This window comes from Amycolatopsis alkalitolerans, assembly GCF_006152065.1.
GTDB lineage: Bacteria > Actinomycetota > Actinomycetes > Mycobacteriales > Pseudonocardiaceae > Amycolatopsis_E > Amycolatopsis_E alkalitolerans.
In genome coordinates, this window is sequence record NZ_VDFW01000005.1 from 1 (window position 1) to 25636 (window position 25636).

The 25636-nt window shown below is 70.5% G+C and carries 29 protein-coding genes; 20 read left to right on the plus strand and 9 right to left on the minus strand.

All coding sequences use genetic code 11. The features are described 5' to 3' along the window. Positions 1-1189: carcinine hydrolase/isopenicillin-N N-acyltransferase family protein (locus FG385_RS07550; protein WP_139095907.1), on the minus strand; the 1189-nt coding region annotated here is incomplete at its 3' end. Then, the gene (locus FG385_RS07555; protein ID WP_407645467.1) at positions 1186-2505 is read right to left on the minus strand and encodes a flavin monoamine oxidase family protein; all 1320 of its coding nucleotides are present in this window, start codon (positions 2503-2505) and stop codon (positions 1186-1188) included. The genes FG385_RS07550 and FG385_RS07555, both read right to left, overlap by 4 nt. 218 nt (positions 2506-2723) lie before the next feature. Here FG385_RS07555 and FG385_RS07560 point away from each other — a divergent pair, with 218 nt between their 5' ends. From FG385_RS07560 to recO, 6 genes are all read left to right on the plus strand, one after another. Further along, complete coding sequence (locus FG385_RS07560; RefSeq protein ID WP_139096158.1) at positions 2724-3812, plus strand: PhoH family protein; 1089 nt, start codon at positions 2724-2726, stop codon at positions 3810-3812. A gap of 6 nt (positions 3813-3818) precedes the next feature. Beyond that, positions 3819-4364, plus strand: coding sequence for an rRNA maturation RNase YbeY (gene ybeY / locus FG385_RS07565; protein WP_139095909.1), 546 nt, complete (start codon positions 3819-3821; stop codon positions 4362-4364). Between the two features lie 3 nt (positions 4365-4367). After that, positions 4368-5693, plus strand: a complete 1326-nt coding sequence (locus tag FG385_RS07570; RefSeq protein WP_139095910.1) for a hemolysin family protein — start codon at positions 4368-4370, stop codon at positions 5691-5693. Then, positions 5686-6021, plus strand: a complete 336-nt coding sequence (locus FG385_RS07575) for a cytidine deaminase (protein WP_139095911.1) — start codon at positions 5686-5688, stop codon at positions 6019-6021. Before FG385_RS07570 ends, FG385_RS07575 begins: the two co-directional genes overlap by 8 nt. Beyond that, positions 6018-6911 (plus strand): GTPase Era, encoded by an 894-nt coding sequence (era, locus tag FG385_RS07580; protein WP_139095912.1) that lies wholly within the window; start codon positions 6018-6020, stop codon positions 6909-6911. Before FG385_RS07575 ends, era begins: the two co-directional genes overlap by 4 nt. A gap of 75 nt (positions 6912-6986) precedes the next feature. Continuing rightward, positions 6987-7748: a DNA repair protein RecO gene (gene recO / locus FG385_RS07585; RefSeq protein WP_139095913.1), complete on the plus strand. Its 762-nt coding sequence runs from the start codon at positions 6987-6989 to the stop codon at positions 7746-7748. On the opposite strand, the gene FG385_RS07590 is transcribed toward recO, so the two are convergent. Beyond that, positions 7745-8599 carry an SAM-dependent methyltransferase gene (locus tag FG385_RS07590; RefSeq protein ID WP_139095914.1) on the minus strand — a complete coding sequence of 285 codons (855 nt, stop codon included), beginning with the start codon at positions 8597-8599 and terminating at the stop codon, positions 7745-7747. The two genes, recO and FG385_RS07590, sit on opposite strands and share 4 nt — an antisense overlap. Before the next feature lie 90 nt (positions 8600-8689). Between FG385_RS07590 and FG385_RS07595 the strand changes: the two genes are divergently transcribed. The 4 genes from FG385_RS07595 to FG385_RS07610 all read left to right on the plus strand — a co-directional run bounded on the left by FG385_RS07595 (position 8690) and on the right by FG385_RS07610 (position 11705). Continuing rightward, positions 8690-9514 carry an isoprenyl transferase gene (locus FG385_RS07595; protein WP_139095915.1) on the plus strand — a complete coding sequence of 275 codons (825 nt, stop codon included), beginning with the start codon at positions 8690-8692 and terminating at the stop codon, positions 9512-9514. Beyond that, on the plus strand, positions 9514-9930 hold the full coding sequence (locus FG385_RS07600) for a YbjN domain-containing protein (protein ID WP_139095916.1): 417 nt from the start codon (positions 9514-9516) through the stop codon (positions 9928-9930). Before FG385_RS07595 ends, FG385_RS07600 begins: the two co-directional genes overlap by 1 nt. 90 nt (positions 9931-10020) lie before the next feature. Then, a complete protein-coding gene (locus tag FG385_RS07605; protein WP_235022436.1) occupies positions 10021-11019 on the plus strand; it encodes a permease in 999 nt (332 codons plus the stop codon). Then, positions 11016-11705, plus strand: coding sequence for a TIGR03943 family putative permease subunit (locus tag FG385_RS07610; RefSeq protein WP_139095918.1), 690 nt, complete (start codon positions 11016-11018; stop codon positions 11703-11705). The genes FG385_RS07605 and FG385_RS07610 overlap by 4 nt, the downstream gene beginning before the upstream one ends. Here FG385_RS07610 and FG385_RS07615 read toward each other — a convergent pair. Beyond that, positions 11693-12115: a Fur family transcriptional regulator gene (locus FG385_RS07615; protein WP_139095919.1), complete on the minus strand. Its 423-nt coding sequence runs from the start codon at positions 12113-12115 to the stop codon at positions 11693-11695. The two genes, FG385_RS07610 and FG385_RS07615, sit on opposite strands and share 13 nt — an antisense overlap. Then, a complete protein-coding gene (locus FG385_RS07620; protein WP_139095920.1) occupies positions 12112-12468 on the minus strand; it encodes an ArsR/SmtB family transcription factor in 357 nt (118 codons plus the stop codon). The genes FG385_RS07615 and FG385_RS07620 overlap by 4 nt, the downstream gene beginning before the upstream one ends. A 127-nt stretch (positions 12469-12595) precedes the next feature. On the opposite strand from FG385_RS07620, the gene FG385_RS07625 reads away from it, so the two are divergent. Then, a complete protein-coding gene (locus FG385_RS07625; RefSeq protein WP_139095921.1) occupies positions 12596-13984 on the plus strand; it encodes a glycine--tRNA ligase in 1389 nt (462 codons plus the stop codon). Here the strand turns inward: FG385_RS07625 and FG385_RS07630 are convergent. Continuing rightward, entirely contained in the window at positions 13981-14406 is a 426-nt protein-coding gene (locus FG385_RS07630) for a TA system VapC family ribonuclease toxin (protein ID WP_139095922.1), read from the minus strand. The two genes, FG385_RS07625 and FG385_RS07630, sit on opposite strands and share 4 nt — an antisense overlap. Beyond that, positions 14403-14630 (minus strand): antitoxin, encoded by a 228-nt coding sequence (locus tag FG385_RS07635; protein ID WP_139095923.1) that lies wholly within the window; start codon positions 14628-14630, stop codon positions 14403-14405. Before FG385_RS07635 ends, FG385_RS07630 begins: the two co-directional genes overlap by 4 nt. Before the next feature lie 108 nt (positions 14631-14738). Between FG385_RS07635 and FG385_RS07640 the strand changes: the two genes are divergently transcribed. From FG385_RS07640 to FG385_RS07660, 5 genes are read left to right on the plus strand one after another with little or no spacing between them, the layout of a single operon-like run. Next, positions 14739-15668 (plus strand): ABC transporter ATP-binding protein, encoded by a 930-nt coding sequence (locus tag FG385_RS07640; RefSeq protein WP_200834354.1) that lies wholly within the window; start codon positions 14739-14741, stop codon positions 15666-15668. After that, positions 15665-16390, plus strand: coding sequence for an ABC transporter permease (locus tag FG385_RS07645; RefSeq protein WP_139095924.1), 726 nt, complete (start codon positions 15665-15667; stop codon positions 16388-16390). Before FG385_RS07640 ends, FG385_RS07645 begins: the two co-directional genes overlap by 4 nt. After that, positions 16387-17547 carry a sensor histidine kinase gene (locus FG385_RS07650; RefSeq protein ID WP_235022437.1) on the plus strand — a complete coding sequence of 387 codons (1161 nt, stop codon included), beginning with the start codon at positions 16387-16389 and terminating at the stop codon, positions 17545-17547. The genes FG385_RS07645 and FG385_RS07650 overlap by 4 nt, the downstream gene beginning before the upstream one ends. Beyond that, positions 17544-18149 (plus strand): response regulator transcription factor, encoded by a 606-nt coding sequence (locus FG385_RS07655; RefSeq protein WP_139095925.1) that lies wholly within the window; start codon positions 17544-17546, stop codon positions 18147-18149. Before FG385_RS07650 ends, FG385_RS07655 begins: the two co-directional genes overlap by 4 nt. Before the next feature lie 16 nt (positions 18150-18165). Continuing rightward, positions 18166-18804 (plus strand): YdcF family protein, encoded by a 639-nt coding sequence (locus FG385_RS07660; RefSeq protein WP_139096161.1) that lies wholly within the window; start codon positions 18166-18168, stop codon positions 18802-18804. Here FG385_RS07660 and FG385_RS07665 read toward each other — a convergent pair. Beyond that, complete coding sequence (locus FG385_RS07665; RefSeq protein ID WP_139095926.1) at positions 18801-19646, minus strand: hypothetical protein; 846 nt, start codon at positions 19644-19646, stop codon at positions 18801-18803. The genes FG385_RS07660 and FG385_RS07665 overlap by 4 nt on opposite strands. 64 nt (positions 19647-19710) lie before the next feature. Between FG385_RS07665 and FG385_RS07670 the strand changes: the two genes are divergently transcribed. The 4 genes from FG385_RS07670 to FG385_RS07685 all read left to right on the plus strand — a co-directional run bounded on the left by FG385_RS07670 (position 19711) and on the right by FG385_RS07685 (position 24732). Then, positions 19711-21015 carry a deoxyguanosinetriphosphate triphosphohydrolase gene (locus tag FG385_RS07670; protein ID WP_139095927.1) on the plus strand — a complete coding sequence of 435 codons (1305 nt, stop codon included), beginning with the start codon at positions 19711-19713 and terminating at the stop codon, positions 21013-21015. A 94-nt stretch (positions 21016-21109) separates the two neighbouring features. Next, on the plus strand, positions 21110-22213 hold the full coding sequence (locus FG385_RS07675) for a serpin family protein (protein ID WP_139095928.1): 1104 nt from the start codon (positions 21110-21112) through the stop codon (positions 22211-22213). 7 nt (positions 22214-22220) lie between these two features. After that, positions 22221-24005 (plus strand): glycosyltransferase family protein, encoded by a 1785-nt coding sequence (locus FG385_RS07680; RefSeq protein ID WP_139095929.1) that lies wholly within the window; start codon positions 22221-22223, stop codon positions 24003-24005. 151 nt (positions 24006-24156) lie between these two features. After that, positions 24157-24732, plus strand: a complete 576-nt coding sequence (locus FG385_RS07685; RefSeq protein ID WP_139095930.1) for a carboxymuconolactone decarboxylase family protein — start codon at positions 24157-24159, stop codon at positions 24730-24732. Here FG385_RS07685 and FG385_RS07690 read toward each other — a convergent pair. Further along, positions 24686-25621: a sigma-70 family RNA polymerase sigma factor gene (locus FG385_RS07690; protein WP_139095931.1), complete on the minus strand. Its 936-nt coding sequence runs from the start codon at positions 25619-25621 to the stop codon at positions 24686-24688. The genes FG385_RS07685 and FG385_RS07690 overlap by 47 nt on opposite strands. Positions 25622-25636 lie beyond the last annotated feature (15 nt).

The following is a 25636-nucleotide window of genomic DNA, read 5'->3' on the forward strand; positions in this document are numbered from 1 at the left end:
CCGGTAGCGCCGCTCGGGTGTCCCGGATGCGCCAGTAGCGCTTCGTCCAGAGTGGACGGTGGTCGGTGGGCCGGGAAACCGTTGCCGTCCATTTCGTGAGCAGCCGGCCGGCTTCGGCGAAGGCTTCCTCCGGTGGGGGCGGGTCCGCCAGCCAGCGAGCTTCGGTCTCGTCGCGTTCACGAGTGAAGCGCGGGAACGTCGTGGCCGGGTCCCGGAGTGCGGTCCGGTGCAGGCGTTCATGGCGCCACCACAAGGATTTCTCGTCGAACACGTCCGTCGGGGACGGGCCGAGATCCAGCGGCTGGTCCACCCGCACCGGTTTGAACAGGCTCGTGCACGGGGCCGCCGTGCCGGTCACCCAGTGCGCCGCCGTGTCGGGGCGCAGGTCCGCCACCCAGGATGCGGTGGTCTGCGAGTTCGCGGCCAGACCGCCCGCGTGCATGCACGGCGCCGCCATACCGCCGTTCAGAGGTGAATAACGCGGCGCGCTCCGCCCGGCGCCGTGGTCGCGCAACGCCGCCATCAGTTCGGCGGGGCCGTCGGCTCCCGCGGCGAGGTGCTCGGTGCGGGGACGGCGGGTGCGGCAGGCCGAGACGGCGGTGCGCAGGCGGTCGGAGTGCGCGGCGAAACCCGGAATCGTCAGGCCGTTGGAAATGCTGCGCGCTCCGACGCGCACGTGTTCCACCGCCCACAGCTGCCCGGCCGTCTCCACCACGTACGCGCCACGACGATCGGCGACCAGGAAACTGTTGTGGTAGGTGAAGTTCCGGTCCTCGTGCCCGCAGCCGCCGCCCTGGCCGTAGCGTTCCAGCAGCCCGGTCAGCACGTTCACCGCCTCCTCGGCGGTCGCGGCGCGTTCGAGCGCCAGCCGCAGCAGGTCCATCCCGGTGAGCCCGCTCGTACGGTAGGGCTGGTCGGTGAACACGGCTTCGTTCCCGATGACCACACCGTGCTCGTTGGCGCCCATTTCCGCGCCCCACATCCAGAACGGCCTGCTGAGCAGGACTGCGTGGGTCCGGGGCGCCTGCTCGATCTCGAGCCAGGTGCACCGCACGCGCGCGCCGGCCGGATGCTCGCGCCGCGGCTGCCAGTCCAGCGGTTGCGCCTCGTTCGGATCACGATCGGAGTTCTTCGCGAACAGCACCCGGCCCTCGCCGACCACCACGACGGTGTCGCACGAGGCGATCATCGCAACACCTCCTCCGCGGCCCGGCGGCCCGATTCGATCGCGCCGTCGATGTACCCGGCCCAGCGCGTCGCCGTCTCGGTGCCCGCCCAGTGCAGCGGGCCGACCGGCGCACGCAGGGCGGGACCGAACCTGGTGAGCGTCGCGGGCGTGGCGAAGGCGCCGTAACAACCGCGCGTGTACTCCTCCTCGGCCCAGTTCTGCTCGAAGTAGAACGCCGGTTCCGCCGCGCGGGGCCCGAAATACGCGGTCAGGTCGGCCAGCACGAGATCGCGGCGCTCCTTCGGCGCCATGCGCGCGGCCGCCTGCGCGTGCCGGGCCTCGAGGAACCCGACGAGCACGGCGGGCGCGCCGTCGGGCGGCCCGCCGTCGAACACCGTGCCCAGCGCGCGCCGGTCGCTGTTCGCCTGGCCCGACATGCCCTCGGTGCGCCAGAAGGGCTCGTCGTAGCCCACGTTGACCTTGATGGTCCAGCCCATCGGCATCCGCTGCAGCAACTGGGCACGGTCGGCCGGCAACGCGGGGCTGAACCCGATCCTCGCGACCGCGGGCGGCGGGAGCGCGATGATCGCCCGCCGCGCCTCAAGATCCCCGGCCCGCACCCGCTCGGCGGTCCATTCGAGCTCCGTGACCGGGGTGCCCAGCCGCACCCGGTCCCCGAGCCCCGCCGCGAGCGCCTGCGCGGCGCCCTGGGTGCCGCCCACGACCCGGTCCTGCTGTGCCCCGCCGGTGGTGTTGATCAGCGAATCGAGCCCGCCGCCGGAGTGGATGTAGAACTGGGCCCACAGCGCCGAAAGCTCCGCCGGATCGGCACACCACACCGCCTCGGTGACCAGCTGGAAGAACGCCCGCCCGGACCGCGTGCGGACGTGGCGGCCCAGCCAGGTCGCGAAGGTCTGCGCGTCCAGGGTGGCGGCACCCGGTGCGGCCCAGGGCGCTTCCAACGGCACCCGGCGGGCGGCCCGGTCCAGGCGCAGCTGTGCCTGCGCGATATCGGCCAGCACCACCGGGTTGAGCTTTGGGATGCGGCCGGAGTACCGGGTCGTCCGGCCGCCCAGCTCGGCGAGGTGCAGGCCGGAGTCATGGGTCGGGTAGGTGCTCAGCCCCAGCTCGGCGATCAGCCCGAGCACCCGGTCCTGCCCGGGCCCGACCCACTGCCCGCCCGCCTCGACGATGCCGCCCGGCACCTCGACGTTCAGCGTGCGCCCGCCGACCCGGTCGCGCGCCTCCACGACCGCGACGTCCTTACCCGCGTCCACCAGCGCCCGCGCGGCGCTCAGCCCCGCGAACCCGGCTCCGATCACCATGACGTCCAACACCGGCATCCACCTCGGACACATCCTGGCGGTGACACCGGGTGACGGCAAAGGCCGAACGTCCGGGAATCACCGGGTCCGCGCGGCACGTTGTAGCGGATACCGACCGTGATGCGCCGGGCGGCACGACTAACCACCTGCGATACGGGGCGGGTGCCGCTAGCATCATGGATGACAGCACCGCCGACGAGCGCACGCGCAGAAAGCAGGCCCGAAAGCACGTGGCCGGAACCGCACAGGGTCCAGGCGCCCGATCCGACGTCCGCGCGGACGTCCCCGATGCCAGCACGGATGTCACCGAGATCGCCACGAAGAGCGCGCAGTCCCGGTTCCCGATCCCCGACACGGCCGCACTGACCCTGCTCGGTTCCCGCGACGAGAACCTGCGCGTCGCCGAAGACCTGCTCGAAGCCGACGTCCACGTGCGCGGTAACGAGGTCACCCTCACCGGCGCGCCTGCCGAGGTCGCGTTCGCGGAACGGGTCTTCGCCGAACTGGTCACGCTCGCCGAGCGCGGGCAGCAGGTCGGCCCCGACACGGTGCGCCGCACGGTCGGCATGCTGTCGTCCGGGGGGCACGAGTCGCCGGCCGAAGTGCTGAGCATGGACATCCTGTCCCGGCGCGGCCGCACCATCCGCCCCAAGACGCTCAATCAGAAGCGCTATGTCGATGCGATCGACAAGCACACGGTCGTCTTCGGTATCGGCCCCGCCGGCACCGGCAAGACATACCTGGCGATGGCGAAGGCCGTCCAGGCGCTGCAGGCCAAGCAGGTCACCCGCATCATCCTGACCCGCCCCGCGGTCGAGGCCGGCGAGCGGCTGGGCTTCCTGCCCGGCACGCTGTCGGAGAAGATCGACCCGTACCTGCGCCCGCTCTACGACGCGCTCCACGACATGGTCGATCCGGACTCGATCCCGCGGCTGATCCAGGCCGGCACCATCGAGATCGCGCCGCTGGCCTACATGCGGGGTAGAACCCTGAACGACGCGTTCATCATCCTCGACGAGGCGCAGAACACCACGCCCGAGCAGATGAAGATGTTCCTGACCCGGCTCGGGTTCAGCTCCAAGATCGTGGTCACCGGTGACATCACCCAGGTCGACCTGCCCACCGGGCAGCGCAGCGGCCTGCGGGTCGTCCGCGACATCCTCGAAGGCGTCGATGACCTGCACTTCGCGCAGCTCACCAGCCAGGACGTGGTTCGGCACCGGCTGGTCGGCGATATCGTGGACGCCTACGAGAAATGGCAGGCCACCCAGGACCGGGACGCCGCCCACAGCACCAACGGCTGGAAAGGCCGCCACTGACTGATCATGAGCATCGAAATCGCCAACGAGTCCGGGATGGCGGTCGACGAGACGTCCATCGTCTCCGCCGCCCGGTTCGCACTCGACCGCATGGAGGTCAGCCCGCTCGCCGAGCTTTCGGTGGTGCTGGTGACCCTGGACGTGATGTCGGACCTGCACGTGCGCTGGATGGACCTGCCGGGGCCCACCGACGTGATGGCCTTCCCGATGGACGAGCTGCAGGCCGGTCACCGGCCGGACGCCGGTGACGTGTCGCCGGCGCTGCTCGGTGACATCGTGCTGTGCCCGCCGTTCGCGAAGGACCAGGCCCGCACGGCCGGCCACTCGCTGATGGACGAGCTGCACCTGCTCACCGTGCACGGCGTGCTGCACCTGCTCGGCTACGACCACGCCGAGCCGGCCGAAGAGCGCGAGATGTTCGGGCTGCAGAAGCGGATCCTGGCCGACTTCAAGGCCGCCATGTCGGCGGCGAAGCGGCGGGACGCGCAGCGCACCAACGACGACCGCCTGCTGGGGGCGGCGGGTCTGGACGCGACCGCCGAAGACGGGTAACCGATGGCGAGCTCCGCCTCCCTGCTGGTGATCGCCGTCGCGCTGGTCCTGCTCGGCGGGGTGTTCGCCGCGGCCGACGCGGCGATCAGCACCGTGTCCCCGGCGCGGGTCGACGGCCTGATCCGGATGGGCCGCCCCGGCGCGCGCCAGCTCGCGGCCGTCGTCGCCGAACGCCGCCGCCATATCAACCTGCTGCTCCTGCTGCGGATGATCTGCGAACTGACCGCGACCGTGCTGGTCACCGTCGTGGTCCTGCGCTGGATCCACCCGGAATGGCTCGCCCTCGTGGTCACGGCGGTGGTGATGGTGGTGGTCGCGTACGTGATCATCGGCGTCGGCCCGCGCACGATCGGCCGCCAGCACCCGTACCGCGTCGGCGCCGTCGTGGCCGGGCCGGTGCGCGTGCTCGGCACCGTGCTGGGGCCGCTGTCGCGATTGCTGATCCTCGTCGGCAACGCCATCACGCCTGGTCAGGGCTTCCGCGAAGGGCCGTTCAGCTCGGAGATCGAGCTGCGCGAGCTGGTCGACCTGGCGCAGGAACGCGGGGTCGTGGAGCCGGCCGAGCGCGAGATGATCCACTCGGTGTTCGAACTCGGGGACACCGTGGCCCGCGAGGTCATGGTGCCGCGCACCGAGATCGTCTGGATCGAGCAGGACAAGACGGTGCGGCAGGCACTGGCACTGTCACTGCGCACCGGGTTCACCCGGATCCCGGTGATCGACGAATCCGTGGACGACATCGCGGGCGTGGTGAACCTGAAGGACCTCGTGCGCGCGTCGCTGGACGAGGGGTCGGCCAAGCCGGTCGCGGAACTGATGTACCCGGCGACCTTCGTGCCCGACTCGAAGCGGCTCGACGATCTGCTGCGCGACATGCAGCTTTCGCACAACCACATGGCGATCGCGGTCGACGAGTACGGCGGTACCGCGGGCCTGCTGACGATCGAGGACATCCTGGAGGAGATCGTCGGTGAGATCACCGACGAGTCGGATCAGGAGGAGCGGCCCCCGGTCGAGCGTCTCGGGGACGGCTCGGTCCGTGTCTCGGCGCGGTTGAGCGTCGACGATCTGGGTGAACTGTTCGGGATCGACCTGTCCGATCACGACGTGGAGACCGTCGGCGGGCTGCTCGCGCAGCGGCTCGGGCGGGTGCCTCTGCCGGGCGCGGAGGCCGAGGTCGACGGGCTGCACCTGCGCGCCGAAGGCGGTAAGGACCGCCGCGGCCGGATGCGCATCACGACGGTGGTGGCGGGCGCCGTGGACGGTGCGGCGGAACGTAAGCTGCACAACGGTGACAAGGAACGCGACGGGAGCATTGAGGATGTCTGAGCTTGAGCCGGAAGACGAGAAGATCGTGATTCTCGCCCGATCGGCCCGGGCGCGCACCCAGGCGGCCGAAGGCGCCGCGGTGCGGGACACCGACGGCCGCACGTACGCGGCAACCACGGTGGCGCTGCCTTCGTTCGGGATCACCGCGTTGCAGGCCGCGATCGCCGCGGCGGTGTCGAGCGGCGCGGAGGGGTTGGAGGCCGCGGCCGTGGTGACGGGCGGCGGTTCGGTCGACGACGCTTCGGTGCGGGCGGTGCGCGATCTCGCCGCCGAGGCCCCGATCTTCCGCGCGGACGCCAAGGGCGCGGTCCAGGAAGTCTTGCGGTGACCCATCGTTCGGGTTTCGCCTGTTTCGTCGGGCGGCCCAATGCCGGTAAGTCGACGTTGACGAACGCGCTCGTCGGCAGCAAGATCGCGATCACCTCGAGCAAACCGCAGACGACCAGGCACGCGATCCGCGGCATCGTGCACCGTGCGGACGCGCAACTGGTCATTGTGGACACTCCCGGCCTGCACCGGCCGCGGACGGTGCTCGGCGAGCGGCTCAACGACATCGTGTACTCGACCTGGTCCGAAGTGGACGTTGTCGGGTTCTGCGTGCCGGCCGATGAGAAGGTCGGCCCCGGCGACCGGTTCATCGCGGGCGAGCTGCGCAAGATCGCTCGCCGTACCCCGGTGGTCGGCATCGTGACGAAGACCGACCTCGCGACCCGCCAGCGGATCGCGGACCAGTTGCTGGCGCTGCAGGAGGTCATGGACTTCGCGGAGCTTATCCCGGTGTCCGCTGTGGACGGTTTCCAGGTGAAGCAGCTGGAAGATCTGTTGGTGGCGCGGCTGCCGGAGGGGCCGCAGCTGTATCCGGACGGCGACCTGACCGACGAGCCCGAGCAGACGCTCGTCGCGGAGTTGATCCGCGAGGCGGCGCTGGAGGGCGTGCGGGACGAGTTGCCGCACTCGATCGCCGTGACCGTCGAGGAGATGCAGCCGCGCGAGGGGCGGAGCGACCTGCTCGACGTGCACGCGCTGCTGTACGTCGAGCGCCCGAGCCAGAAGGGCATCATCCTGGGGCACAAGGGGGAACGCCTGCGCACGGTCGGCTCGGCGGCCCGCCGCCACATCGAGGCCCTGCTGGGCACCAAGGTCTACCTGGACCTGCACGTCAAGGTCGCCAAGGACTGGCAGCGCGACCCGAAACAACTCCGCCGCCTGGGCTTCTAACCCCGAGATCCACGTTCGGGACGGCGAGTTCGACGTCGGGTGTGCGGATTCGTCGGTGGGGGATGAGAGGATGTCGTGGTGAGCCTCTATCGCGACACTGGTGTGGTGCTGCGGGTGCACAAGCTCGGTGAGGCCGACCGGATCATCACCCTGCTCACCCGCCAGCACGGCAAGGTGCGTGCCGTCGCCAAGGGCGTGCGCCGTACCACCTCGCGGTTCGGCGCGCGGCTGGAGCCGTTCGGCCATGTCGACGTGCAGTTCTACACCGGCCGCACGCTCGACGTGATCACCCAGGTGCAGACCGTGGACGCGTTCGGGCTGCCCCTGGTCGGCGACTATCAGCGCTACACCGCCGCCAGCGCGATCGCCGAGACGGCCGACAGGCTCACGGCCGAGGAGGGCGAGCCGGCCCTACGGCTGTACCTGCTGGTCACCGGCGCACTGCGCGCCCTCGCCGACGGCGGGCGGGACCCGTCGCTGGTGCTCGACGCGTTCCTGTTGCGCGCCATGGCTTTCGCCGGCTGGGCGCCCGCCATCACCGAATGCGCGCGGTGCGGTCTGCCCGGCCCGCACGCGGCGTTCAGCGTGCAGGCGGGCGGGTCGATGTGCGGCACCTGCCGGGCGCCGGGGGCGGTGCATCCCGCGCCCGAGGTGCTGGTGCTGCTGGAGGCGTTGCTGCACGGTGACTGGGACGTCGCGGACGCCGCGGTCCAGGGCACCCGCCGCGACGCGAGTGGCCTGGTCGCCGCACACCTGCAGTGGCATCTCGAACGGCAGTTGCGCTCGCTCCCGCTGGTCGAGCGCCGTGCCAGGGAGGTCGCCGCGGGAGGCGCCTAGCGCTGCGGCACCCGCCCGGCGGCCGCCCAGTAGAACGGCCGGACCGCGGCCGGTTCGAGATCCGGGAACAGGGCCTCCGGCTCGTCCGGGCGCCAGTCGGTCAGGTGCACGATGCCCGGCTCGACCAGCGTGAAGCCTTCGAACCACGACGCGAACTCCGCCTTGTCGCGCAGCCAGGCCGGGTTCTGCGTAGTGCGGTAGGACTCGGCCAGCGCGCTGATCTGAGCCGCGCCCTCGGCGGGGGCGTCGTCGGTGGTGATGTGGCTGGCGGCGAGCCAGCTGCCCGGGGCGAGGCGCCGGCGGTAGCGGTCGATCACCCGGGGCACGTTGTCCGCGCCGCCCACGAAGTGCAGCACCGAAACCATCAGCACGCACACCGGCTTGGCGAAGTCCAGCAGCCGGCGGGTGGTCTCGTGCTCGAACACGATGTCGGGCTGCCGGAAGTCGGCACGCACGACCCCGGCCCAGTCCGTCGCGTTCTGCTGGTCGAGGATCAGCTCGGAATGGGCGACCGCGACCGGCTCGTAGTCCACGTACACGACACGAGCGTCCGCGCCGTCCCGCGCGATCTCGTGCACGTTCCCCGCGGTCGGCACCCCGGAGCCGAGGTCGAGGAACTGGGTGATGCCCTCCGCCAGCGCCGCTCGCACCACGCGGCCCAGCCATTGCCGGTTCGACATGGCCAGCGGCCTGATCAGCGGAAACTGCTTGCCGGCCTGCTCGCCGAAATGGCGGTCGACCGCGTAGTTGTTCGTCCCGCCGAGATACCAGTCGTAGATCCGGGCCGTGCTCGGCCGGTCCAGGTCGACATTGTCCGGCGCCGCCGGTGCTCGTTCCCCATCGGCATTCACGAAATCCGCTCCCTACGGCCGTTGCTCGTTTCGGTGCCCTCGTAGGGTAGCGATGCCGAAGCGCGTACTGTCGAACGGCGGAAGCGACCTATGGGAGGCGAACTAGGGGTGCTGCGCAAGGGACGCGACGATACCGCGGCGCGGCGGGCACCGGACCCGCATCCGTCGGGGGCGCGCCCGCCGGAGATCCCGGCGGAGCTGGTGCCCAACCACGTGGCCCTCGTCATGGACGGCAACGGCCGCTGGGCCAACCAGCGTGGCCTGCCGCGGATCGAGGGGCACAAGCGCGGCGAGGCCGTGATGATCGACGTCGCCAGTGGCGCGGTCGAACTCGGCGTGAAATGGCTTTCCGTGTACGCGTTTTCGACCGAGAACTGGAAGCGCAGCCCGGACGAGGTGCGCTTCCTGATGGGCTTCAACCGGGACACGATCCGCCGGCAGGTCGACTACCTCGGTTCGATCGGGGTGCGCATCAGGTGGGCGGGGCGCACGCCGAAGCTGTGGCGCAGCGTCATCAAGGAGCTGCAGGCGGCCGAGGAGAAGACGAAGAACAACACGCTGCTCAACATGACGATGTGCGTGAACTACGGCGGCCGTGCCGAGATCGCCGACGCGGCACGCCGGCTCGCGCGCCTCGCGGCCGAGGGCAAGATCAATCCGGACAAGGTCGACGAGACGATGCTGGCGAAGTACCTCTACCAGCCCGAAATGCCCGACGTGGACCTGTTCTTGCGGCCTTCGGGCGAGCTGCGCACGTCGAACTTCATGCTGTGGCAGTCGGCGTATGCGGAGTTCGTGTTCCAGGACACGCTGTTCCCGGACTTCGACCGGCGCCAGCTGTGGGCGGCGTGCCTGGAGTTCGCCAAGCGCGACCGCCGCTTCGGCGCCGCCATCGATGCCGCGAAAGGTGCCTGATGGGTTCGGAGGCCGCGGACACCGCGGAACTGCTGGCTCGCGCGCGTGAGGCGCTGGAGCGTTACCTCGAGGTGCACGTCGACGACGACGGCGCGCTGACGTTCTCGCACGCCGGAGTGCCGAGCGTCATCCAGGCGACCCAGCTGGCCGAGGGGCTCACGGTGCTGAGCCTGACCTGCGTGGTCGCGTGGGATCTGCCGGATCAGCCGGGTATCGCGGCTTCGGCCGCCGAGCGTGCCGGGCAGGGCCTGTTCGGGACGCTCGGCGTGACCCACACCGACCGTGGTCTGGACCTGACGCTGCGGTACGCGTTCCCCGCGCAGGGGCTGGATGCCGCCGCGCTGGGGACGTTGCTGATGCTCGTGGTCTCGACGGCCTCGCAGCTGCGGACCGAACTGGTCCCGGCCGAGGGCTGACGCCGCACCGAACGTCGAACTCACCGTCCTGAACGTAGATCTCGGCGGTGGGGGCGGGATTGTCGGTGGGGCCTGGCATCATCGTCGCTTGTGGACGTCCTGACTGAACGGCCGAAGCGCGCGCGGCGGATCACTTCCGTCGAGGTGCTCTGCGCGGTGCTGCTCCTCGCCATCCTGGGTCAGTCATGGCTGCAGAACGCGCTGAACGTGCCGGCCCTGCGCACCGGTTCGACGATCTTCGTCGCGGTATGCGTGCAGGCGCTGCCGTTCCTCGTGCTCGGGGTACTGCTGAGCGGGGCGATCGCGGCCTTCGTGCCCGCGCGGGTGCTGCGCCGCGTGCTGCCGAGGCGCACGGCCGCGGCGGTCGGCGTCGCGGGTCTCGCCGGGATCGCGCTGCCGGGCTGCGAATGCGCCTCGGTCCCGGTGGCGCGGCGGCTGATGGGCCAGGGTGTCGCCCCGGCGGCCGCGCTGACCTTCCTGCTCGCCGCGCCGGCCGTGAACCCGGTCGTCCTGGTCGCCACGGCGATCGCGTTCCCGGGCAAGCCGGAAATGGTCCTCGCGCGCTTCCTCGGTTCGCTCGCCACCGCCGTCGTGATGGGGCTGTTGTGGGCTCGCTGGGGCAAGCTCGACTGGATCGTGCGGCGCGCGCTCGAGCGCATGCCGGAGGGCGCGGGCGGTCGCTGGCGGGCCTTCGCCGAGATCGCGCGCACCGATCTTGTCGAGGCGGGCGGCTTCCTCGTCCTCGGCGGGGTGATCTCGGCCGCGCTCAACGTGCTCGTACCGCAGTCGTGGTTCGCCGTGCTGGGTGGTCAGCTTGTGCTCGGCGTCGTCGTGATGGCGGTGCTCGCGGTCGTGCTGGCGCTGTGCAGCGAGGCGGACGCGTTCGTCGCGGCGTCGTTGACGGCGTTGCCGCTGCTCCCCAAACTGGTGTTCCTCGTCGTCGGCCCGGCGATCGACGTGAAGCTCTTCGCTTTGCAGGCAGGCACTTTCGGCCGCTCGTTCGCGGTGCGCTTCGCGCCGGTGACCTTCGTCGTGGCGGTGGGCTGCGCGCTCGCCGTGGGCCTGCCGCTGATCGGTGGTGCCCGGTGAGGCGCGAGACCCAGAACGTGCTCCTGGTGCTGCTCGGCGGCGCCCTGCTCAAGATCGGCATCAACGGCGACTACCTGCGTTACGTCAAACCGTCCCAGCAGGTCTGGCTGCTGGCCGGGGGAGCGGTGATGGTCGCGCTCGGCGCCGTCGCGATCCTGCGCGACCTCCGCTCCCGCGGCCGCGAGCAGCACGGCCATCACCATCCGGCCCGCTCGGCGTGGCTGCTGATCCTGCCGGTGCTCGCGGTGTTCCTCATCGCGCCGCCCGCGCTCGGTTCGGACTCCGTCACCCGCACCGAAGCCCGCGCCCCGGCGGAAAGCCAGGCCGCCTTCCCACCGCTGCCGCCAGGGGACGAGGTTCCGCTTTCGCTCACCGAGTTCATCACGCGCGCGGGCTGGGATCCGGGTGGTTCGCTGAACGGCAGGACCGTCCAGCTGACCGGGTTCGTCACACATTCGGGTGGTTCCGTCCTGCTCGCGCGCATGGTCATCACGTGCTGCGCGGCGGACGCGTACCCGCTGACGGTACGGATGCGGGGGCCGGTGAACTACCCGAACGACACGTGGCTGCAAATCACCGGGCGGGTCGTGCCGGGTACCGCGACGAGCGCCAACCGCTACACGCCGGACTTCGTGCTCGCCTCGCTGCGGCGCGTCGCGCAGCCCGCCGACCCTTACGAAGACTGAGCGAGCCGGGCCCCGCAGTCGGCGCACGTGCCGACGATCTCGACCGTATGGGAGATCTCCGAGAACCCGTGCCCGGACGCGATCCGGTCCGCCCAGCGCTCGACGGCCGGGCCCTCGACCTCGACCGTCCGCCCGCAGTGCCGGCAGACGAGATGGTGATGGTGGTGTGCCGAGCAGCGCCGGTAGAGCGCTTCGCCGGTCTCGGTGCGCAGCACGTCGACCTCGCCGGCCTCCGACAGCGACTGCAGCGTCCGGTACACCGTGGTCAGCCCGATCCCGTCGCCGCGTTTGCGCAGCTCGTCGTGCAGTTCCTGGGCCGACCGGAAGTCGTCGACCTCCGCCAGCAGCTCCACCACCGCGGCACGCTGCTTGGTCGAACGACGGCCAGGGACCGGAGCGAGCCTCGTCATGCGTCCTCCTGAACGTGTGCCACCGCGTCCACCACGATATGGGCAAGGTGATCGTCGGCGAGCGAGTACACGACCTCGCGCCCGTGCCGCTCACCGTGCACCACCCCGGCCGCCTTGAGCACCCGCAGGTGCTGGCTGATCAGCGGCTGCGCCACGTCCAGCGCGTCGACCAGCTCGTGCACGCAGCGCGGCGCGTCCCGCAGTTGCAGCACGATGGCGATGCGCACCGGGGCGGCGAGCGCCCGCAGCAGCTCCCCGGCCCCGGCCAGCGCGGTGACCGACGGGACGGGTGTGCCCGGCTTGAGCGGGCCGTCCGAGTGCAGCTCGTCCGGCACCTGGCTCGCCGCGGTCATGTCGCACTCCAGCCTGTCGTGGGATGTCGTTCCATCCTAATGGGCCGTAGGCGGGCCCCGGCCGGTCTGTCAAGGCCCGCCGGATACCCTGGATCGAAACCATCCCGCCGGCTTTGGAGAGCGTGGAGTGCCCGCCAACACGATTGAGACCGTCGTCAGCTTGTGCAAGCGCCGTGGCTTCGTCTTCCCGTCCGGGGAGATCTACGGCGGTACCCGCTCGGCGTGGGACTACGGGCCGCTCGGGGTCGAGCTGAAGGAGAACATCAAGCGCCAGTGGTGGAAGACCATGGTGCAGAGCCGGGACGACGTCGTCGGCCTGGACTCCGCGGTGATCCTGCCGCGCAAGGTGTGGGAGGCCTCCGGCCACGTCGAGGCGTTCGTCGACCCGCTCGTGGAGTGCCTGCACTGCCACCGCCGCTTCCGCGCGGACCACCTGCAGGAGGAGTACGAAGAGCGCACCGGTAAGAAGCTGGCCGAGGGCGATCTGTCCGAGGTGACCTGCCCGAACTGCGGCACCCGCGGGCAGTACACCGCGCCCCGCAGCTTCAACGGCCTGCTCAAGACCTTCCTCGGCCCGGTGGAGAGCGAGGAAGGCCTGCACTACCTGCGCCCGGAGACCGCGCAGGGCATCTTCGTGAACTTCCTCAACGTGCAGGCCACCTCGCGCAAGAAGCCGCCGTTCGGGATCGGCCAGATCGGCAAGTCCTTCCGCAACGAGATCACGCCCGGCAACTTCATCTTCCGCACGCGCGAGTTCGAGCAGATGGAGATGGAGTTCTTCGTCGAGCCCGGTGAGGACGAACGCTGGCACCAGTACTGGATCGACCTGCGCACCGACTGGTACACGGGCCTCGGCATCAAGAGCGAGAACCTGCGCCACTACGAGCACCCGAAGGAGAAGCTGTCCCACTATTCGAAGCGGACGGTGGACATCGAGTACCGCTTCGGGTTCTCGTCCGGCCAGGAGTGGGGTGAGCTCGAGGGCATCGCGAACCGCACCGACTTCGACCTCACCACGCATTCGAACCATTCGGGTGTGGACCTGTCGTACTTCGACCAGAGCACGGGGCAGCGCTACCGGCCGTTCGTGATCGAGCCCGCCGCGGGTGTGGGCCGCCCGATGATGGCGTTCCTGCTCGACGCGTACACGGAGGACGAGGCCCCCAACGCGAAGGGTGGCGTGGACAAGCGGACGGTGCTGCGCCTGGACTACCGGCTGGCGCCGGTGAAGGCCGCGGTGCTCCCGCTGTCCCGCAACGCGGATCTGACGCCCAAGGCGAAGGACCTGGCCGCGCAACTGCGCAAGAACTGGAACGTCGAGTTCGACGACGCGGGCGCGATCGGCCGCCGGTACCGCCGCCAGGACGAGACCGGCACGCCGTTCTGCATCACCGTCGACTTCGACTCGCTCGAGGACCACGCAGTGACCGTCCGTGAGCGCGACTCGATGGCGCAGGAGCGCATCGCGCTGGACAAGGTCGAGGCCTACCTCTCCACTCGCCTCCTCGGCTCCTAGCGCCTCTCAGCGAAAAGGCTGGTGGGAATCGTCGGCAAGAGGTCCGCGACATCCACGTGTAGCTTGGCCAGGCCTTGGTCGAATGTCGCGAGCCGGCCGCCGTTGGCTCGCGCGAGATGCGCGAGGTAGGAGTCGGTGACCTGGCGATGGCCGAGGACGCCATCCATGGGCACGTCACGGTAGGAGATCGAGTCCGGCCAGAATTCGTGACGGTCACTGGTGCCGATCGAGCCAAGTGTGGCTTGGGCGTCTGCCGCTGTCTGCCCTTCCCGGATCAACAAGCGCAGGAGGCTCCCCTGGGTGACTGGGCACGTGGCGAAGGTTTCTGCCGAGCGGACGAACCAGTTCTCGGCCGAGTCGTGATGCACGTGGTCGGCGACGACGAGCGCGATCAAGACGTTGGCGTCGAGCAATGTCGTCACTGATCGTCCTCCAGTGATCGAACGTCATCGGTGGTGATCACCTTGCCGAGCCGTACGACGGGCAAGCCGGTACGGGAACTCCGTGTGGGCGGGGTCGGCTTACCCTGCCGCAACCCGCGTTGCATGAGCTCGGCCACGATCTCGCTGAGCGTTCGGGAGGTATCGCGCGCGATTGAGACAGCCTGACGATGCAGGTCGTCAGGCAGATCGATCGTGGTTCGCATATCTTCATCGTAGCATCTGTGCATCGAGATGCACCCCTGACACCTGTCATGGTCAGGTCGTGACGAGCGGCCTGCTCATGACCGCCGCCCCGGCGGGAGAGTCGGGGTATGAACACAAGTTCTCCTGTCCGCGACATTGCGGTGACCACGGGGGCCGCGGTGCGGCTCACCGGGCTGCGGAAGTCCTACGGCGAGGTGCGTGCCGTCGACGGCATCGACCTCACGATCGCCCCGGGCGAGGTCGTCGCGCTGCTCGGCCCGAACGGCGCCGGGAAGTCCACCACCGTCGACCTGATCCTCGGGCTGAGCGCACCCGACGCCGGTGACGTGACGGTGTTCGGCGCTTCGCCCACCGAAGCCGTCCAGACCGGCAGTATCGGCGCGATGCTCCAGGGCGGCGCGCTGCTGGACGACGCGACGGTCGGCGAGATGGTCGCCATGGTCGCGTCCCTGCACCGCGATCCCATGCCCGTCGGCGAAGCGCTCGCCCGCGCGGGTATCGAGGACCTGGCGAACCGGCGCGGCAACAAGCTGTCCGGCGGCCAGAAGCAGCGGGCGCGGTTCGCCGTGGCACTCGTGTCCGATCCGGACGTGCTGCTGCTCGACGAGCCGACGGCGGCGATGGACGTCGCCAGCCGCCGCGAGTTCTGGCGGTCCATGCAGGCCTTCAGCGACTCCGGCCGCACGGTCTTGTTCGCGACACACTACCTCGAAGAAGCCGAGGAGTTCGCCGACCGCGTCGTGCTCATGCGCGGCGGGCGGATCGTCGCGGACGGATCCGTCGCCCAGGTGCGGGCACTCGCCGGCGGCCGGTCGCTGCGCGCGGTCGTGCCCGGAGCCACCGCGACGGCGATCGCCAACCTGCCGGGCGTCACCGAGTATCAGCTCCGCGGTCAGCGGATCGCGGTCTCCAGCACCGATTCCGACGCGACGCTGCGCGCCCTGCTGACCGCCTTTCCCGACGCGCACGACATCGAGATCACCGCGATCGGCCTCGAAGGCGCGTTCCTTTCCCTGACTTCGGAGGAGGAAGAATGAGCCTCAAATTCCTGGCGCTCGAAATCCGGCGGGTCACCCGCTCGCCACGGTTCCTGATCTTCACGGTGGGCTTCCCGGTGCTGCTTTACCTGTTGTATGTGGGCATCTTCGCCAAAGAGCCGGAAGCGAAGGCCGTGCTGATGGTGAGCATGACGGCGTTCGGCGCGATGGCGGCGGCGCTGTTCACCGGTACCCGGGTCGCCCTGGAACGGGCTTCGGGCTGGCAGCGGCAGCTGCGGCTGACTCCGCTGTCGGGCCCGGGGTACCTGACCGCGAAGGCGGCCACCGGGATGACCCTCGCGCTCGCGCCCGCGATCCTCGTGCCGCTGGTGGCCGCGGTCGGCGAGGGGGTCTCGCTCGGCGGATCCGGCTGGGTGCGGGCCACGCTGGGGGTGTGGCTCGCGGCGATCCCGTTCGCGTTGATCGGCCTGCTCATCGGCCAGATCGGCACGGCGGACTCGACCCAGCCGATCACGCAGCTGGTGATGCTGCCGATGGCGCTGCTGGGCGGCATCTTCATCCCGATCGACGCGATGCCGCACTGGCTGGTGAACATCGCGCAGGTGCTGCCGACGTACTGGATGGGGCAGATCGGCCGAGGCGCGGTCACCCCCGACATGTCCACGAGCCTCGGCAAGGACGTGCTGATGCTCGGCATCTGGACCGCCGTGCTCTCCTTCGCCGTGGTCCGGCGCTACCGTAAGGATTCGGCACGGGTGTGACGAGGGAGAACGTGGTGGCTGCGCGCCGGACCGACTGGGGTGACTGGTGGCGGGACGAGCTCGACGACCAGCCCCGTGACCGGTTCTTCAACTACCGCTGGCCGCTCATGGCCGTGGTGTTCCTGCTGCCGATCCTGGTCCCGGCCGCGCGGCAGGCGACCAGCCCGGCCGGGGTCGCCGACCTGCTGCTGACGATCCTCTACGGCGCCTGCTACGTGGTTTTCCCGTTCCTGCTGTTCAGGAAACGGCCGTTCGGCGTGCGGGTCGCCTTCGCGGTCGGCACGCTGGCGCTGGGCTGGGCGGTGATGCTGACGGTGGCCGACGGCACCGTCTACGTCCTGCTCTACGCGCTGGCGATGATCGCGTTCGGAGTGCCGGTCGGGTGGGCGCTGGTGTTCGACGGGGTGTCGATCGGGGCGCTGGCGCTGCTGGTCCAGCTGCACGTGGGCGCGCACGGCTCGCTGGGCGACGTGGGTGCCCTGCTGGGCACCACGGCGGCGATGTTCTTCATGGGCCGGCTGATCCGCACGGTCCGGAGCCTTCGCGCGGCGAACGACGAGATCGCGACCCTCGCGGTCAACGCCGAGCGCGAGCGCCTGGCCCGGGACCTGCACGACATCCTGGGCCACAGCCTCACCACGATCACCGTGAAGGCGGGCCTGGCCCGGCGGATGCTGCAAAGCGCCCACGATCCCGAACGGGTGGTCACGGAGATCCACGAGGTCGAGGGCCTGGCGCGCAGCGCGCTGGCGGACGTCCGCGCGACGGTTTCGGAATACCGTGAGGTGTCGCTGTCGGCGGAACTGGTGGGGGCCCGCGCGGCGTTGCGGGCCGCGGAGATCGACGCGGACCTGCCGCACGCGGTGGACAACGTGCGCCCGGACCTGCAGCAGGCGTTCGGCTACGTGCTGCGGGAAGCGGTGACGAACGTGCTGCGGCATTCGAGGGCGAAACACGTGAAGGTGCGGTTCGGCAAGACCTGGCTGGACATCGAGGACGACGGGGTCGGGGCGCCGGTGGACGCGCGTGGCAACGGGTTGCGTGGCCTGGCCGAGCGGCTCGGGCAGATCGGTGGCACGCTCCGTGCCGAGCCGCGTGAGGGCGGCGGTTTCGTCGTGCGTGCCGAGGTGCGGCCCGCGCTGGAGGTGGCTTCGTGATCCGGGTCCTGCTCGCCGACGATCAGGCGATGGTGCGCGGTGCGCTGGCGACGGTGCTCGGGCTCGAACCGGATATCGAGGTGGTCGCCCAGGTCGGCTCCGGTGACGAGGTGCTGCCCGCGGCGAAGGAGTCGGCGCCGGACGTCGCTCTGCTGGACGTGCAGATGCCGGGCAAGGACGGGCTGGTCGCGGCGGCCGAACTGCACGCGGCGCGGCCGGCCTGCCGGATCATCGTGTGCACCACGTTCGGCAGGCCCGGCTATCTCGCCCGCGCGATGGCCGCGGGCGCGACCGGGTTCGTGGTCAAGGACTCGCCGCCCGAGCAACTGGTGGACGCGGTGCGCCGGGTGTCGAACGGGCTGCGCGTGGTCGATCCGGCGCTGGCCGCGGAATCGCTCGCGACGGGGTCGAGCCCGTTGACGAGCCGCGAGCACGACGTGCTGCGCGCGGCGAGCGACGGCGCCACGGTCGCGGACATCGCCCGCCGCCTGCACCTGTCCGAGGGCACGGTGCGCAACCACCTTTCCGCCGCCATCGGCAAAACCGGTGCGCGCACCAGGGCGGAGGCGGTCCGCCTCGCGGAGGAGAGCGGCTGGCTGTGAGAATGGCGCGGTGGGGATTCGCGCGCCGGGCAAGGTCAGCTGGCTGCGTCGTGCCCTGCTCGGCACGCTTCTCGTCGTCGCGGTGCTGATCGGCGGCACCGCGTTCCGGATCTGGAAGGTCGCCCGCGACGACGACCGCAGCCCGGCCGACGTGATCGTCGTGCTCGGGGCCGCGCAGTACAACGGGAAACCGTCGCCGATCTTCCAGGCCCGGCTCCGGCACGCGCAGCAGCTTTACTCCGACGGCGTCGCGAAGGTCATCATCACGGCGGGCGGGAACCGCGCCGGCGACGAGTACACCGAGGCGTCCGCGGGCGCCAAATGGCTCGTCGAGCAGGGCGTGCCGAAGTCGAGCACGCTGCCCGTCGGCGAGGGCGGGGACACGCTGAGCAGCCTGCGCGCGGTGGCGGACGTCGTCGCGCGGCACGGCTGGCATACCGCGGTCCTCGTCAGCGACCCGTGGCATTCGCTGCGGGCGCGCGTGATGGCCGACGATTCCGGGATCGATGCCCGGACGTCGCCGACGCACAGCGGCCCCATCGTGCAGACCCGCCATACGCAGGCGATGTACATCTACCGCGAAACCGGCGCCCTGCTGTTCTACCGGCTGACGAAGACCCCGGCCGACGACATCGGCGGCACCGGTCTCGGCTAGCGAACCGCTCGCGCCTTGGCCAGCAACCCGAGCCCGAGCAGCACGCCGGCGAGCGCCTGTGCGTACCCCATCACCGTTTCGAAAAGGGTCTCGCCGGAGGTCATGCCCACGGTCGTGAACACCGACCAGAAACCCCAGGCGAACAGGGTGGCCGAGCCGGCCCACACCAGCACCATCGGCCACCGGAATCGCCCGTGCTCGCGAGCCAGTAGGAGCATCCCCACCGCCGCGGCCAGTGCGAGCACGCCGTCGACGCCGTCGAGAAAGCGGGTGGCCACCGACGCGCCGTCCCGGATCGGTGCGAACGTCCAGATCACATGCACCGCCGCGGCCATCGTGGCGATCGCGACGCCGATGCCCGCGGTGAGGCTGAGGCCGGGTGACGTGCGGGCGGTGAACAGCGGTGCCCAGCGCATCCGGGCGTAGAGCACGAAGGCGGTGAGCAAGGTGAGGCCCTGCCAGATGAAGCACCCGTAGACCAGGGGAGTCACCCATGGCTCGAGACCGCTCGAGCCGTGGTCGGTGACCGCGAGGTCGACACCGATGACGGGGCCGGAAAGCGCGATGGGCGCGAGGAAACCGGTGCCGACCCACAACGGGAACAGCACGAGCCACGCGGTGACCCGCTCGCCCCACCGATGGGCCACGGTCAGCGCGATCGCGATCGCGACGAGGTCCATGCCGCCGGTGAAACCGTTCGCCACGGCCATGCCGGTGGTGCGGACGAGCCCGGGATCGGTGAGGCCGAGCGTGCCGCCGGTGAGCCAGACGACCTTGAGGGTGAGATACGGCAGCGTGCCCAGGATGGCCGCGTACCCGGCGACCAAACGCGCGGTTCTCATAGTCCCCAGCGTGGTGGCGTGCGGGATCGGCGCTCCTGGCTAATGTCCTCATGTTCAGGTCCTTATGGCTGTTCTCGGCAGCGCCGGAAATGTCGGTGCCCGCGGTTATGGTGACCTCGTGTACGACGAACACGACCGCGAGCGCCGGGTGCCGGAGCCGCCGAAGAGCGGCGGGCTGCCGGGCTCGCGTGCGGACGGCCGCAGCGATTTCGCGCGGGACAGGGCGCGCGTGCTGCATTCGGCCGCGCTGCGCCGCCTCGCCGGCAAGACCCAGGTGGTCGGGCCGGGGGAGGGCGCCGAGGTCAGCGGCGTGCCGCGGACGAGGCTCACGCATTCGCTCGAGGTCGCGCAGATCGGCCGTGGAATCGCGGAGGAACTGGGTGCGGATCCGGATCTGGTGGACACCGCGGGCCTCGCGCACGACATCGGGCATCCGCCGTTCGGGCACAACGGGGAGCAGGCGCTCAACGCGGTCGCCGGGGAGTGCGGCGGGTTCGAAGGCAACGCGCAGACGCTGCGGATCCTGACCAGACTCGAGCCGAAGCTCGAACCGGCCGGGCTGAACCTGACCCGCGCGTGCCTCGACGCGGCGACGAAGTACCCGTGGCCACGGCGGCCGGGGCAGGTCAAGTTCGGCGTCTACGACGACGACATGGCGATCTTCACGTGGATGCGCGAAGGGGCACCGGAGGGCCGCCGCTGCCTCGAAGCGCAGATCATGGACTGGTCCGATGACGTGGCGTATTCGGTGCACGACGTCGAGGACGCGGTGCTGGCGGGACGCATCTCGCTGGCCGTGCTGGCCGAGGCCGGCGAGCGCGCGGCCGTCGCGGAGCTCGCGGCCAAGCACTTCTCGGACCAGTCGGTGTCGGCGCTCGAGGCCGCCGCGCGGGAGCTGCTCACCCTGCCCGTGGTCGCGGAGCTGGCGAAGGCAGGGCAGGAGCGGACGTTCGGCGCGCATGTCGCGCTGAAACGGCTCACGAGCGAGCTCGTCGGCCGGTTCGCCGCGGCGGCGGTCACCACGACCAGGAAGCGGTACGGCGAAGGTCCGTTGACCCGCTACCGTGCGGATCTGGCCGTGCCGCGCCAGGTCCGCGCCGAGGTCGCGCTGCTCAAGGCGCTCGCGCTGAGGTACGTGATGAGCGATCCGCGGCGCCTGGCGATGCAGGACGGTCAGCGCCAGATGCTCACCGAGCTCGTCCGCCTGCTCGTCCGCCGCGCCCCGGAGGCCCTCGATGCGGTATTCCACCCGGCATGGGCGGAAGCGGGGGATGACGCGGCGAAGCTGCGCGTGGTGATCGACCAGGTCGCGTCCCTGACCGATGCCCAGGCCCATGCCTGGCACGCCTGGCACACCGGACACCACTGAAATACCTGGAGATTTTCGACGCTTGCGTGGCCGTGCCGGTGGCGGAACCCGCGGCGGTGCGCTCCGCCGCTTGAAAACAGGTAGCGTCGGGGCAATGGCGGACCTGGACCACCTGAACTTCTGCCTCGCGCTGCACCGCGCGGTCGCGGGCAAGGGCGACTCGTGTTTCTCGCCGTACTCGATCGCCAGCGCACTGGGCCTGACCAGCCAGGCGACGCGCGGAGCGGCCTCGGACGAGCTGGTCGCGCTGCTCGCGGCCGGGCAGTCCGACATCGCGAAACAAGCCGAGCTGCTGCGCGCCGCGGCCACGCTCGGCGAGTCCGGTCGCGGTGAGGCGCCCGTGCTCGAGGTCGCGAACACGTTGTGGACCACCGAAGACCTCCCGCTGAACCAGGACTTCCTCGGTCAGCTGGGCGCCTGGCCCGGCGGCGGCGCCCGGAACGCATCGTTCGCCACCGATCCCGAAGCGGCCCGCCGCGCGATCAACGCCGACGTCGCCGAGACCACGCACGACCTGATCCCCGAGCTGCTGCATCCCGGCGACGTGACCACGGACACCGTGGCCAGCCTGGTGAACGCGCTGTACCTCAAGGTCGCCTGGGTGCACCGGTTCCGCGAGGAGCGCACCGAGGACGGCGACTTCCACAGCCCGTCGGGCACCCGCCGCGTGCCGATGATGCGGCAGGACGAGTCGTTCGGGTACGCCGCGCGTGACGGCTGGCAGGTGGTCGACCTGCCGGCTCTCGGCGGGGTGCGGGCGAGCGTCCTCCTGCCTGACGGGGACCTCGCGAAGCAGGAGCCGGAACTGGACGCGCGCCGGCTCGCCTCGCTGCTGTCGGCGGCGAAGAACCGGCAGGTCAGGCTGGCCATGCCGAAGATCAAGCTCGAGCTGCGCGCCGCGCTCAAACCGGCGCTCGCCGGGCTCGGGGTGTCGGCGATGTTCTCGGCCAGGGCCGACTTCTCCCCGCTCACCCCCGACCAGCGCGTCTACGTCGACGAGGTGATCCACCAGGCGGTACTGCGGCTCGACGAGGCCGGCCTCGAGGGCGCGGCGGCGACGGCGGTCGTGATGCGCGCGGTGGCCATGATCACCCCGGTCGACCCGGTCGCGGTCACCGTCGACCGTCCTTTCCTGCTCCTCGTGCGGCACGCCGAAACGGGTGTGGTCTACTTTTTTGCCCGCGTTGTCGAACCGTGAGGTAAAAGTGACCGCGTTGCTGGAGGCGCCCGGGACCGTGCAGGCGAACGAGTCCGGACGCCGCAAGTGGAACCGTGCCGACACGATCGTCGGGCTGTGCTATCTGCTCGTCGCGTTCATCATCTACGCGGGGCTGTGGGTCAACCTCGGCAGCGGCTACCTCTACAACAGCGCCCAGGACCAGAACATGTGGGAGTGGTTCTTCACGACCACGGCCCACGCGGTGTGGCACTGGCAGAACCCGCTCTTCTCGACGCTGCAGAACTACCCCGACGGCGTCAACATGATGGCCAACACCGCGATGCTCGGCCTCGGCATCCCACTCTCGCCGATCACGTTGCTGTTCGGCCCGACGGTGACCTGGACGGTCGCGCTGACCGGTGGCCTTGCCGGCACGTCGTTCGCCTGGTATTGGGTGTTCTCGCGGCATCTGGTGAGCTCGCGCCTCGCGGCCGCGATCGGCGGGGCGTTCTGCGGGTTCGCGCCGCCGATGATCTCGCACGGCAACGCGCATCCGAACTTCGCCGTACTGATCCTGCTGCCGTTCATCGTGCTGCGGCTGATCCGGCTCGTGCAGGGCGCGCATCCGGTACGCGACGGGCTCATCCTCGGCGGGCTGGTCGCGTACCAGGTGTTCCTCGGCGAGGAGCCGCTGCTGATCACGATGCTCGGCTTCGCGGTGTTCGCGATCGCCTACGCCGCCTCCCGATGGCGTGCGGCGGTGAAGATGGTGCGGCCGTTGGTGATCGGGCTGGTCATCGGCGGGGTGCTGGCCGCCGCGGTGGTGATCTTCCCGTTGTGGTGGCAGTTCCTGGGGCCGCAGAGCTACCGGACGCTCGAACACGGTTCGGTCGGCAACGACACCGCGGCGTTCACCCGGTTCGCGACCGAGTCCATCGCGGGGCAGGCCGACGCCGCCGCGGACGTGTCGATGAACCGCACCGAGGAGAACGCGTTCTTCGGCTGGCCGCTCATCGTGTTCATGGTGGTGCTGACGATCTGGCTGTGGCGCAACGTGCTCGCGCGCTCGATCGCCATCTCGATGTTCGTCATGGCGTGGTTCTCGATGGGGCTGATCATCACCGTCGACCACAAGGAGACCGGTATCCCCGGCCCGTGGGCCCTGCTGGCGAAACTGCCGCTGTTCGACTCGCTGCTCGAATCGCGGCTCGCGATGGCGTGCATCCCGGCGGTCGGCGCGCTGCTCGCGATCGCGACGCACCGGGTCTTCGAAGCCGCGCCGTCGTTCCGGGACAGGGAACTGCCGCTGCGCTGGCTCTGGCTCGGGGTGCTGGTCGCGGTGCTGCTGCCGATCGCGCCCACCCCGCTGGAGACCATCACGCGGCCGCCCACGCCCGCGTTCTTCTCCGACGGCACCTGGCGCAAGTACGTCACGACGGGTTCGGTGATCACCGTGCCGCTGCCGAGCCCCGGTGACGCGCAGGCCCTGCACTGGCAAACACAAGCGGGTTCGGGCTTCCGGCTCGCCGCCGGCTATTTCGTCGGGCCGAACGGCCCCGGCGACAAGCGCGGCCGCTACGGCGCCCCCGAGCGCCCGACGACACACCTGCTGCAGGAGGTCAAGGACAACGGTGGCGTGCCGGACGTGACCGGCACCCAGCGCGCCGAGGCCGTGGCCGACCTGCGCTACTGGCACGCGGACGTCGTGGTGCTCGCCCCGGGCACGAACCAGCAGGCGCTGCAGGCGACGGTCGAATTGCTGCTGGGCACCCAGGCACGCTATGTCGACGGCGTCTGGCTGTGGGACGTGCGGGCCCTCACCGCGAGCTAGGGCCCACCACCACGAGTTTCCCGCGCACGTGACCGCCCTCCCCGGCACGGTGCGCCTGCGCGACCTCGGCTCAGGGCGTCGCGTCCGGCAGGCTGTCACGTTCGGCCCAGGGCTCTCGTCCTCGTCAAGAGAACCACTTGAGGAGGAGCCCATGTCACGCATCCCCGTCCTGTCCACAAAGGACGCCGGTCTGTTCACGAAGCTCGCCTACCGCTTCGCGCGCCGCCGCTGCGGTGCGATCCCCGAACCGTTCGCCGTCGTCGCGCATCACGGGGGACTGCTCGCCGCGTATGCGGTGCACGAGATGGCGGTCGAGAAGGCCTCGCGCGCCCTGCCGGCCAACGTTCGCGAGATCGCCGTGTACCGCGTCGCCGTGCGGGTCGGCTGCTCCTGGTGCGTCGATTTCGGCACCATGCTGCAGAAGCACCAGGGCCTGGACATCGACCGTCTCAAGCACATCGACGACTACGCGACCTCGCCGCATTTCAGCAGGCCGGAACGCCTCGCGATCGCCTACGCCGACGCCGTGACCGCGACGCCCGTGTCCGTCACCGACGAGCAGGTCGCCGAACTGGAGCGCGAGTTCGGTCGCAAGGGGGCGCTGGAGCTGACGTACCAGATCGCGCTCGAGAACTCCCGGAGCCGCACCAACAGCGCGCTCGGCATCGTCGACCAGGGCTTCACGTCGGGGGAGGCGTGCCGGGTTCCGCTGCCGGGACTCGCGTGAGCTTGTCCGGGTTCGCCACGTCGTAGACGGCGACGATGCGCCCGTCGCGCACCGCCATGGTCTCCAGGTGCGCGTCGAGCTGGCGCCCGCCGGGCACCTCGGTGGGCGGCAGGTAGACCCCGAGATCGCCGTTGACCAGCATCGGCCGCCCGGCGGTGAGCGCCTCCGGTTTGTACATCTGGACCAGGCCGCGGAAGAACCGGATGAGCTTGTCGGCACCGACCATGACCTGGCGGGCCGTGCGGGCCTTGCCGTTCGAGTCCCCGATCAGGACCACGTCCGGGTGCAGCACCTCGGCCATGCCCTGCACGTCCCCGGCGACCAGGGCGCGCAGGAACCGGTCGAGCACCTGCCGCTGTTCGGCGAGGCTCGCCCGCGGCGGCGGTTCCGCGTCCTTGAGCACGCGCCGCCCTCGCGAGGCGTGCTGCCGTGTCGCGTCGGTGCTCGCGCCGAGGATTTCGGCGATCTCCTCGAACGGCACCGAGAAGGCGTCGTGCAGCACGAACGCGACGCGCTGCTCCGGGGTGAGCTTGTCGAGCACGACCATCGCCGCCATGCGCAACCCTTCGTCGCGGACCGCGACCTCGAGCGGATCTTCCGCGGAGCCGCCGCTCAGCGGGGTGACGATGGGCTCGGGCAGCCATTGCCCCACGTAGCGCTCCCGCCGCGCGGCCGCCGAGCGCAGCCGGTCGAGGCAGATACGGCCGACGACGGTCGTCAGCCAGCCCTTGAGATCCCGGATCGCGGCGCGTTTCTCCTCGCTCAGCCCGGTCAGCCGCAACCAGGACTCCTGCACGGCGTCCTCCGCATCGGACACCGATCCGGTGAGCCGGTAGGCCACCGAGACCAGGTGAGCGCGGTGGCCGGTGAACTCCTCAGCGAGTGCCATGGCCAAGACAGTATC